Raw genomic sequence first — 8,286 nt, forward strand, 5'->3', positions numbered from 1 at the left:
GGGTGGGACTCGAAGGGGCGGCCGTGAGGACTGCGCACGCTCGGTGCGGTCCTCGCTCGTTCGCTCCGCTCACTCGCTGCGGTCCTGCCGTCGCCTGCGCAGTCCTCACGGCCGGGGCTTCGGGGGCGTTCGCGTCGACCTGCCCGCAACCGAGAAGAGACTCTGTCGGCTCGCTTTTTCAGGCCCACAATGTTCTGAACCGGTGACTGCCACCTGAATCCGCCAGAAAGCACCCGACCTTTTCAGGTGTGCTACGGTAGCACGAACGTGAGCAACCAGGGGTTGCGTCTCGACCGCACGAGCGTGGGGCTCACCGTCGTGGCACTCTTCGGAGCGCTATTTGTCTACGCCTTCTCTCAGCCCGCGGCGTACCCCCTCGGCAGTCTCTTCTCGTTGGTCGGCGTCGCCGGCGTGTGCCTGATCGCCCGGAGACTGCGGGCGTACTCGCTCGTTATGCTACTCGTCGGCGTCCTCGCGCTCGCGTTCGCCGTTCTCAGCGCGCTAAATTGGGGTCTCGGGACACTCTTCGCCCTCCACCTGTTCCTCGCGTTCCTGGGCCTCGTTCGCGGCGGACAGGCGTATCGAGCGACGAACTGACGCCGCCGAGGCCCGCCGCTCACTCGTCGCCGTGCGTGTAGCCGCGGTCGGGCAACGGCTCGCCGTCGGCCGTGACGCGCGTCTCGTCCTCGTTCTCCCCTTCCTCGATCACCCTCCCGATCCGCGTCAGGCCGGCCGGACACGCCGCCCGCGCCGCCGCCAGTTCAGACTCAGGGACCGCACACAGCAGTTCGAAGTCCTCGCCGAAGTGCGCCGCCAGCTCGAACCGCTCGTCGGCGTCGTCGGCCACCTCCTCGACCGCCGGATGAACCGGAACTTCCCCCCGCTCCAGCTCGATCCCGACCCCGCTCGCCTCGGCGAGCTGGTGGCACGACCGCGCCAAGCCGTCGGAGGAGTCCATCATCGCGGTCGCGGTCCCCGCCAGCGCCAGCCCGTCGGCCACGCGCGGCGTGAACCGGAACAGCTCGTTGGCGCGCTCGACCGCCTTGTCGGAGTCCCTTTCAAACAGCCGCAGCGCCGCCGCCGACCGCCCCCACTCGCCGGTGACGCAGAGCGCGTCGCCGGGCCGCGCCCCGTCGCGGGTGACGGGACCGGCGTCGGTGACGTCCCCGACCGCGGTGGTCGCGGTCGTGAACTCGACGTGTTCGTCGAGGTCGCCGCCGACGTACTCGGCGTCGACCGCCTCGCAGACGTCGACCGCGCCCGCGACGAAGTCGTCGAGCTCCTCGCGGTCGAACGCCTCGTCGGCGTAGACGGCGACGGCGGCCCGGGCGGCCGCGCCCATCGCGGCCACGTCCGACAGCGACGCGCCGACCGCGCGCCAGCCCGCGGTGTACCGCGTCGTCCCGGCCGGGAAGTCGGTCCGCTCGTGGAGCATGTCCGTCGTGATGACCGTCCCGTCGACGACGGCGGCGTCGTCGCCCGCGTGGGGGAGGTCGGCCGCGAGGGCCCGAAGGGCGTCGCGTTCGTTCACTGCCCGACGCTCCGCACGGCGAGCCCAATAAGCGATCGGTCCGGGTCGGCGCCGAGAGTCTGGTAGGCGCCGAGAGTTCGGTCGGCGCCGTCGGCCGCGTACCGCGGCCGTTCGCCCCTATCGTGACCCGTGTTGTCATTCGACATTTAAACGAGTAAAACACATTAACGAATATTATCATTATCAATCATTATGTTTATTATCCTCCTCCGAATCGTACCGGTCGCAATGGCAGTATCCGTACACGGACACGCAGCGACCCGCCGCACCGACTCGATCACCAGACGCCCGCCGCAACCGCCCACACGACCCGATGACGACACCTAACGACACGCCCGACGACACGACCCGACGCACCGACAGCACGACCGATCGAACGACCGGTTCCGACTCGCCGACTACTTCTCCGCGGACGATCCCCGGCCGCATCCCGCTCACCGAGGAGGCCGGCGCGCCGCTGGTTCCGACTATCACCACCCGCCGCGCGACGGGGACGCGGACTCCCGGCTCGCCGCCGCGAACGGACACCCGGCAGCCGACTGCGACCGACATCCGGCGGCCGACCGGCACGCGCCGCCCGACCCGGCCGCCGACGGACGGCGAGCGCGACGCGCCACTGGTCCCCGACCTGCGTCCCGCCTCGCGGACCCGGACGGACGGGGGCTCGCGATGACGGCGAACGCGACCCGCCGCGACCGCGATCGTCCGGCCCGACCAGATCGCGACGACGCGTCCCGCCGCCTCGTCCCCATGACGGGGACCGGCGACGGTCCTCGGCCGGACCCCGCGGCGTTCGCGCCCGCGGCCCGCGCCGACGACGAACGCCGTACCGACCAGCGTCCCGCCGCCGAGCGCCGGAACGCGTCGAACCGGACCGCAGACGACCCCACCACGCAGTAACCCGATGAACCCCAACGAACTCGACGACGACGTCTTCACGAGAGATATCGACAACCCGGCCGGCCGGAAGCTCCGCGAAATGTTCGAGGAGCAGGAGTACACGTTCGCGCCCGGGATCTACCACGCGCTCGACGCCCGCCTCGCGGAGATGGCCGGGCTCGACGCGGCCTACATGAGCGGCTACTCGACCGTCCTCGGCCAGTTCGGCTTCCCCGACCTGGAGATGGTCACGATGTCCGAGATGGTCGAGAACGCCAAGCGCATGGTCGAGGCGACGAACCTCCCCGTCATCGCCGACTGCGACACCGGCTACGGCGGCGTCCACAACGTCCGGCGCGCGGTCCGCGAGTACGAGAAGGCCGGCGTCGCCGCCGTCCACATCGAGGACCAGACGTCGCCGAAGCGCTGCGGCCACATCGCGGGCAAGCAGATCGTCTCCCGCGAGCAGGCGCGGTCGCGGTTCGAGGCCGCGGTCGACGCCAAGCAGAGCGAGGACACCGTCATCATCGCCCGCACCGACGCGTACGGCTCCGCCAACGGCGACTGGGAGGAACACCTCGAACGCGGCCGGATCTACGCCGACGCCGGCGTCGACCTCGTCTGGCCCGAGATGCCCGACCCGTCCCGCGAGGACGCAGTCGAGTACGCCGAGACGATCCACGAGACTCACCCGGATCTGGATCTCGCCTTCAACTACTCCTCGTCGTTCGAGTGGGGCGCCGAGGAGGACCCGCTCACCTTCGAGGAGCTGGGCGATCTGGGGTACCAGTACATCTTCATCACGCTGTACGGGCTTCACTCGGGCGCGCACGCCGCCTACGAGGACTTCGAGAACATCGCGGAGAACGACGAACAGGCCCAGTTCGACCTCGAAGACCGGTACATCGGCCACGAGACCGAGAGCCACCACGAGCTCTCCTTCGTCCCGCGGTACCAGGACATCGAGGCCGAGTTCGACCCCGAGGCGCGACAGCGCCACGAGGACTCCGCCGGCTTCACCGAAGAGGAGAACGACCCGATCACCGCCTCGGGGGGCGACGACTGATGGGCGGACCGGACGACGTCACGCTCCGGCGGAGCCAGCTCGCCACCCCGGGCTCTGACCCGAAGATGATCGAGCGGGCGCCCGACTCCGGCGCCGACGAGGCGTTCCTCGACCTGGAGGACTCCGTCGCGCCCGCGGAGAAGGTCGACGCCCGCGAGAACGTCATCGAGGGGCTGATCGAGTACGACTGGTCCGACACCCGGCCCTGCTACCGGATGAACGGCGTCGACACCAGGTGGTTCTACGACGACGTGATCGAGGTTGTCGGACGCGCCGGCGAGTACCTCGACACAATCATGGTGCCGATGGCGAACAACCCGGAGACGGTCGCCACCGTCGACAACCTCCTGACGCAGGTCGAGGCGAACAACGACCTGCCGGTCGGTGGGATCGGCCTCCAGGCGCAGATCGAGTCGCCGGAGGCGATGACGAAGGTCGCCGACATCGCCCGCGCGAGCGACCGACTGGAGTCGCTCGTGTTCGGCCCCGGCGACTACACCGCCAACGTCGGCGCCGCCGGGCTCACCATCGGCTCCGGCGGCGGCTACCCCGGCCACTACTGGCACTACCAGCTCGCGCGCATCGCCCACGCGGCCAAGGCGCAGGGGTTACAGGTGATCGACGGTCCCTACGCCGAGATCGAGGACGCGGAGGGGTTCCGCGACTCCTGTCGGTGGGCGAGCCAGCTGGGCTGTGACGGCAAGTGGGCGATCCACCCGAGCCAGATCGAGCCCGCGAACGAGACGTTCGCGCCCTCGCCGGAGGAGGCCGAGAAGGCCCGGCGGATCGTCGACGCCTACGCGGAGGCGAAAGAACAGGGCAAAGGCGCCGTCTCGGTCGACGGCGAGATGGTCGACGAGGCGACCGACAAGATGGCCCGCGGCATCGTCGCGCGCGCCGAGCAGGCGGGGATACTGTAGCGCCGCCTCGTCTCGTCTGTAGCGCCGCCCCGTCTCGTTCCGTCTTTTTCGTCGCGTGGCCGAGCCCACGACGTGCGCACTCAGGTCTACTCCGAGATCGCGCCCCGTTCCCGCAGTTCGTCGAGGTCGCCGTCGTCGTACCCGTACTCGCGCAGCAGCGACTCCGTGTGTTCGCCGGCCGCGGGCGGGTGGCGGCGGACGGTCGTCGGGGTCCGGGAGAAGTGCATCGGCGACCCGGGGAATCGCACGGTTCCGGCGGTCGGGTGCTCCGCCTCGGCGACCATCCCGCGCGCCTCGATCTGGGGGTCCGCGAACACCTCGCTCACGTCGCGGACGCGGCTCGCCGGCACGTCGTGTTCCTCCAGCGTCGCCTCGGCCTCCGCGGTCGTCATGGACGCGAACGTCTCTCCCAGCTCGCGGTCGAGCTCCTCGCGGTGGCGGACGCGCCCCTCGTTCGTCTCGAACCGCTCGTCGGCGAGCAGGTCCGGGCGGTCGATCGCGCGACACAGCGGCGGCCAGAACGGGTCCGACGAGCAGGCGACGACGACGTAGCCGTCGCTCGTCTCGAACGCCTGATACGGGACGATGTTCGGGTGTTTGCTCCCCATCCGCCCCGGCGGCTCGCCGCTGGCGAAGTAGTTCGTCGCCATGTAGCTGGTCCAGGCGGCCTGCCCGTCGAGCAGGCTCACGTCGATCTTCTGGCCGCGACCGTCGCCGAGTTCGCGTTCCAGCAGCGCCGCGAGGATCGACTGCGTCGCGTACATCCCGGCGCCGACGTCGGCGAGGGCGACGCCGATCCGGACCGGGGGGCCGCCCTCGACGCCGGTGAAGGACATGAACCCGCCCCGCGCCTGCATCATGATGTCGTAGGCGGGCTTGTCGCGATCGGGGCCCCACTCGCCGTAGCCGGAGATGGCGCAGTAGACGAGCCCCGGGTTCTCGTCGACGAGGTCCCCGTAGTCGAGCCCCCAGTCGGCCATCTTGCCGACGCGGAAGTTCTCGACGAGCACGTCGGCCTCGCGCGCGAGGTCGCGGACGACCGCGCGGCCCGACTCGGTCGTCAGGTCCAGCTGGATCGACCGCTTGTTGCGGTTGACGCTGACGTAGTAGGCGCTCTCTTTCCCCTCGCCCTCGCCGAACGCCGGCGGGACCCACGTCCGCGTCTGGTCGCCCTGTCCGGGCCGTTCGACCTTGATCACTTCCGCGCCGAGGTCGCCGAGCTGCATCGTACAGAACGGCCCGACGAGGACGCGGGAGAGGTCCAGTACGGTGACGCCGTCCAGCGGACCGACGTCGCTCTCGGGGTTCCGCGCCTCACCGACCACGCCGTCTCGCCTCCGTGGACCGCCGCCGTCTTCGGTTCATAGTATCCGGCTCAGCCCCCGGGCTACTGAGTGTTGCGACGTCGGCGCGGCCGAGAACGGGAACGGGGAGAAACCGGGTCAGGCGGGAAGCGTGTCGATACCGTTTATTTCGACGTAGCCGTAGCCGCAGTCGGGGCAGCGCCACTTCGTCTTCTCGCCGAGGTGGAGCGTCATCGCCGCGGTCCGGTAGAACGAACGGGTCTCGCCGCACGCGGGACAGTCCACGTCCTTTTCGAGCGCCATGCGCGCCGATCGGTCCGGGGCGGTGTTGAACCTACTGATTCGGGCGGCGCCGACGGGGTGGTCCCACGGCGACCGGCCGCTCCGAGCGACCGCACCGCCTGCGCCCTCACCACACCGGCGCGAGCAGCAGCGCGACCGTCGCCGAGATGAAGACGAGCTTCAGGGCGGTGTTGACGACGATCACCTTCGTGCCGAACGAGGGGCCCCAGATCCCGTACTGGAACGGGATCGAGCGCCGGAACGTCGAGACGGCAAAGGAGAGGATGCTCCCGATGAGCAGCGACGCGACCGCGGTCCGCGTGGTGAAGACTCCCGCCTCCGTTTCGGCGAGCGTCACCGCCCCCGCGGTCGTGTCCAGCGTGAACACCGCGACGACGGGCACCGCGGCGCCGGGCAGTCCCAGCACGCCCGTGATCGGCTCCGCGACGCTCGTCAGCGCCGCCACGTCGTACGTCGCGACCAGCCAGATGACGAGCGTGTACACGACCGCGAGCCGCGGGACGATCCGGCGGAGCGTTCGCCACGACTTCCCGGCGGCGTCGCGGACGCGCTCGCGGTCGGTGCGGTCGTCGGCCTCGGGGCCGGTCGCGTCGACGTCGTCGAGCGCGGACCGGTCGACGTTGGACTCGGAGAGGAGGAGCCCGCCGGCCACGACGCCCGTGACGGTGATCAGTAGCGCGATGCCGGCGCGCGCGCCGACGTAGACGGCGCCGGTGGTGACGCCGAGGATCGGGATCAACACCGGGACGTAGTAGGTGAACACGTGCTGGACGAAGCCGAAGAACGTGTTCATCGTCACCGCGACGAGCGTCGCCCGGTCGTCGAGCAGCCCGGACTCGCGGTACTCCGCGAGCGTCGCGTAGCCCGCGGTCGTCGACGCCGCGGTCGTGAGGATCGCCGTGCCGACCTCGTCGGGGAGGTTCGCCGGCCGGGTGAGCCAGCCCGCGAGCCCGGCGACGTACCGGACCAGCCCGAATGCGACGGCGACGTTGGCGGCGAAGACGCCCCCCGCGATGAACGCCGTGATCCGCGCCAGCCGGGGGACCACGTCCGCGAGCAGCGTCGCGAGGTCGGCGGCGACCGGTTGCACGACCCGACGTACGCGATCGGCGGTCAAATGGCCGTCGGAACGCTCGCGGGGGGCTTATGTCCCGCCGCGGAGAACCCTCTCCCGATGGCTCCCGCCGAGGACGACATCTCGATCGACGAAAAGCGCGTGTACGCGGGCAGCGCCGGCCGCACCGACGCGTACGTCGCGACGGGGACCGGGGTCGTCCGCGTCTCGCTGTCGGCGGACAAGATCGGCGCGTTCGACATGGTCGCCCGCGACCCCGCCCGCGACGTCGCCGTGCTCCCCCGCGAGGACGGGGCGGCCGACCTCGTCGTCGCGGCCACGCCCGACGGGCTCGCCGTCGCCGCGGTCGGCGACGACCCGGAGTTCGCGCTCGCCGACGAGAGGGGGGCGGTGGCGGTCGGTTCTCCCGGTGCGGCGAAATCGGCGGGCGACGGCGCCGGCGCGCTCCTCGTCGCGCGCGAGGACGGCGCGATCGAGCGCGTCGAGTTCGAGACAGGAGGGACGGCGGTCGCGTCGACGGCGCGGCTCGGAACCGTGTCGGACCCGCGAGCGGTCGACGGGGGACTCGTCGCGGCCGCGGACGGCGTGTTTCGGGTCGTCGACGGTGAGGACACCGACGCCGAGATCGCGGCCGTCGGCCTCGACGACGCGCGGGACGTGTCCGGGACCGGGATGCCGCTCGCGGCGACCGGGTCGGGGCTCTACTGGCTCGGCAACGGCTGGATGACGGTCCGGGAGGGCGCCGCGGACGCGGTCGCCGCCGACGGCGACGGACACGCCACGGCGGTCGTCGACGGCGACCTGCTGGTCCACTCGGACGCGGACGGCGAGTGGGGCGAGGAGACGTGGGCGGTCGCGGACCTGCCCGTGGACGAGGCGGCCGTCGCGCTCGGCTACGGCCCCGGCGTCTCGGTCGCGGTCACCGGCGCCGGGACGCTCTGCGTCGACGCCGGGGACGGCTGGCGACATCAGGTGGTCGGCGTTCGGGACGTCGAGGGCGTGGCGCTCGCGGTCGTGGAATAAGCGGGAGCGATACCCGGAACCGCTCGGTCGCTCCTCCGTTGCTACCGGCGCGGCGAAGGTCGCCGAAGCCCCGACCGTGAGGCGGGCGCACGCTTGCTGCGCTCCTCGCTCGCGCTGCTCGCTGCGGTGCTTACGTCGCCTGCGCCCGCCTCACGGCCGCCCCTTCGAGTCCCGCCCCGCACAGC

Annotated in this window: 11 protein-coding genes; 6 read left to right on the forward strand and 5 right to left on the reverse strand. The window is 71.1% G+C overall.

Annotated features, from left to right (window positions below; translation table 11 throughout):
* The first annotated feature begins 303 nt into the window (after window positions 1-303).
* On the forward strand, window positions 304-597 hold the full coding sequence (locus EXE46_RS15715; protein WP_137689293.1) for a hypothetical protein: 294 nt from the start codon (window positions 304-306) through the stop codon (window positions 595-597).
* Between the two features lie 19 nt (window positions 598-616).
* Here EXE46_RS15715 and thiL read toward each other — a convergent pair whose 3' ends face one another.
* Together thiL and EXE46_RS16900 are read right to left on the reverse strand one after the other, a co-directional pair.
* The gene (gene thiL / locus EXE46_RS15720) at window positions 617-1,531 is read right to left on the reverse strand and encodes a thiamine-phosphate kinase (protein WP_137689285.1); all 915 of its coding nucleotides are present in this window, start codon (window positions 1,529-1,531) and stop codon (window positions 617-619) included.
* A complete protein-coding gene (locus tag EXE46_RS16900) occupies window positions 1,528-1,677 on the reverse strand; it encodes a hypothetical protein (RefSeq protein ID WP_158413963.1) in 150 nt (49 codons plus the stop codon). Before EXE46_RS16900 ends, thiL begins: the two co-directional genes overlap by 4 nt.
* A gap of 167 nt (window positions 1,678-1,844) precedes the next feature.
* Here EXE46_RS16900 and EXE46_RS15725 point away from each other — a divergent pair, with 167 nt between their 5' ends.
* Genes EXE46_RS15725 through EXE46_RS15740 form a run of 4 tightly spaced genes read left to right on the forward strand, consistent with a single transcriptional unit; the run spans window position 1,845 to window position 4,396 of the window.
* Window positions 1,845-2,204 (forward strand): hypothetical protein, encoded by a 360-nt coding sequence (locus tag EXE46_RS15725; protein ID WP_137689286.1) that lies wholly within the window; start codon window positions 1,845-1,847, stop codon window positions 2,202-2,204.
* Complete coding sequence (locus tag EXE46_RS15730) at window positions 2,201-2,431, forward strand: hypothetical protein (protein WP_137689287.1); 231 nt, start codon at window positions 2,201-2,203, stop codon at window positions 2,429-2,431. The genes EXE46_RS15725 and EXE46_RS15730 overlap by 4 nt, the downstream gene beginning before the upstream one ends.
* 4 nt (window positions 2,432-2,435) lie before the next feature.
* Complete coding sequence (gene aceA / locus EXE46_RS15735; RefSeq protein ID WP_137689288.1) at window positions 2,436-3,476, forward strand: isocitrate lyase; 1,041 nt, start codon at window positions 2,436-2,438, stop codon at window positions 3,474-3,476.
* Window positions 3,476-4,396 (forward strand): CoA ester lyase, encoded by a 921-nt coding sequence (locus tag EXE46_RS15740; RefSeq protein ID WP_137689289.1) that lies wholly within the window; start codon window positions 3,476-3,478, stop codon window positions 4,394-4,396. Before aceA ends, EXE46_RS15740 begins: the two co-directional genes overlap by 1 nt.
* A gap of 86 nt (window positions 4,397-4,482) precedes the next feature.
* Here the strand turns inward: EXE46_RS15740 and EXE46_RS15745 are convergent, their stop codons facing one another.
* The 3 genes from EXE46_RS15745 to EXE46_RS15750 form a co-directional block, all read right to left on the reverse strand.
* Window positions 4,483-5,721 (reverse strand): CaiB/BaiF CoA-transferase family protein, encoded by a 1,239-nt coding sequence (locus tag EXE46_RS15745; protein ID WP_137689290.1) that lies wholly within the window; start codon window positions 5,719-5,721, stop codon window positions 4,483-4,485.
* A 117-nt stretch (window positions 5,722-5,838) separates the two neighbouring features.
* On the reverse strand, window positions 5,839-6,003 hold the full coding sequence (locus tag EXE46_RS17275) for a hypothetical protein (RefSeq protein WP_198945730.1): 165 nt from the start codon (window positions 6,001-6,003) through the stop codon (window positions 5,839-5,841).
* A gap of 106 nt (window positions 6,004-6,109) precedes the next feature.
* A complete protein-coding gene (locus EXE46_RS15750) occupies window positions 6,110-7,093 on the reverse strand; it encodes a nucleoside recognition protein (protein WP_137689291.1) in 984 nt (327 codons plus the stop codon).
* A gap of 84 nt (window positions 7,094-7,177) precedes the next feature.
* On the opposite strand from EXE46_RS15750, the gene EXE46_RS15755 reads away from it, so the two are divergent.
* A complete protein-coding gene (locus EXE46_RS15755) occupies window positions 7,178-8,101 on the forward strand; it encodes a hypothetical protein (RefSeq protein ID WP_137689292.1) in 924 nt (307 codons plus the stop codon).
* Window positions 8,102-8,286: the final 185 nt, after the last annotated feature.

This window comes from Halorubrum sp. GN11_10-6_MGM, assembly GCF_005435165.1.
Lineage (GTDB): Archaea > Halobacteriota > Halobacteria > Halobacteriales > Haloferacaceae > Halorubrum.